Origin of the sequence: Vibrio sp. 661 (assembly GCF_033339315.1) — a bacterium.
GTDB lineage: Bacteria > Pseudomonadota > Gammaproteobacteria > Enterobacterales > Vibrionaceae > Vibrio > Vibrio alginolyticus.
In genome coordinates this window covers 1-1,065 of sequence record NZ_JAWOUJ010000130.1, presented here as the reverse complement: position 1 = coordinate 1,065, position 1,065 = coordinate 1, and the positions used below count along the sequence as shown (strand labels likewise).

Here is a 1,065-nt window from a genome sequence, read left to right as displayed (position 1 = left end):
TAGCGGGCGGCCGGAAGGTGAATGCTAGGCATGATCTAACCCTCGGTCTCTGGCGTCGCGACTGCGAAATTTCGCGAGGGTTTCCGAGAAGGTGATTGCGCTTCGCAGATCTCCAGGCGCGTGGGTGCGGACGTAGTCAGCGCCATTGCCGATCGCGTGAAGTTCCGCCGCAAGGCTCGCTGGACCCAGATCCTTTACAGGAAGGCCAACGGTGGCGCCCAAGAAGGATTTCCGCGACACCGAGACCAATAGCGGAAGCCCCAACGCCGACTTCAGCTTTTGAAGGTTCGACAGCACGTGCAGCGATGTTTCCGGTGCGGGGCTCAAGAAAAATCCCATCCCCGGATCGAGGATGAGCCGGTCGGCAGCGACCCCGCTCCGTCGCAAGGCGGAAACCCGCGCCTCGAAGAACCGCACAATCTCGTCGAGCGCGTCTTCGGGTCGAAGGTGACCGGTGCGGGTGGCGATGCCATCCCGCTGCGCTGAGTGCATAACCACCAGCCTGCAGTCCGCCTCAGCAATATCGGGATAGAGCGCAGGGTCAGGAAATCCTTGGATATCGTTCAGGTAGCCCACGCCGCGCTTGAGCGCATAGCGCTGGGTTTCCGGTTGGAAGCTGTCGATTGAAACACGGTGCATCTGATCGGACAGGGCGTCTAAGAGCGGCGCAATACGTCTGATCTCATCGGCCGGCGATACAGGCCTCGCGTCCGGATGGCTGGCGGCCGGTCCGACATCCACGACGTCTGATCCGACTCGCAGCATTTCGATCGCCGCGGTGACAGCGCCGGCGGGGTCTAGCCGCCGGCTCTCATCGAAGAAGGAGTCCTCGGTGAGATTCAGAATGCCGAACACCGTCACCATGGCGTCGGCCTCCGCAGCGACTTCCACGATGGGGATCGGGCGAGCAAAAAGGCAGCAATTATGAGCCCCATACCTACAAAGCCCCACGCATCAAGCTTTTGCCCATGAAGCAACCAGGCAATGGCTGTAATTATGACGACGCCGAGTCCCGACCAGACTGCATAAGCAACACCGACAGGGATGGATTTCAGAACCAGAGAA

Annotated in this window: 2 protein-coding genes; both read right to left on the bottom strand. The window is 60.6% G+C overall.

Annotation, left to right across the window (positions count from 1 at the left end; all coding sequences use genetic code 11):
• Positions 1–24: 24 nt before the first annotated feature.
• Positions 25–864, bottom strand: coding sequence for a sulfonamide-resistant dihydropteroate synthase Sul1 (sul1, locus tag R7P69_RS25185; RefSeq protein ID WP_000259031.1), 840 nt, complete (start codon positions 862–864; stop codon positions 25–27).
• A partial coding sequence (locus R7P69_RS25180) for a DMT family transporter (protein WP_000313105.1) occupies positions 858–1,065 on the bottom strand: 208 nt, incomplete at its 5' end. The genes sul1 and R7P69_RS25180, both read right to left, overlap by 7 nt.

What these genes read in the sequence shown, in the direction of transcription:
- sul1 (WP_000259031.1), bottom strand. Translation starts at nt 864, where the DNA reads ATGGTGACGGTGTTCGGCATTCTGAATCTCACCGAGGACTCCTTCTTC.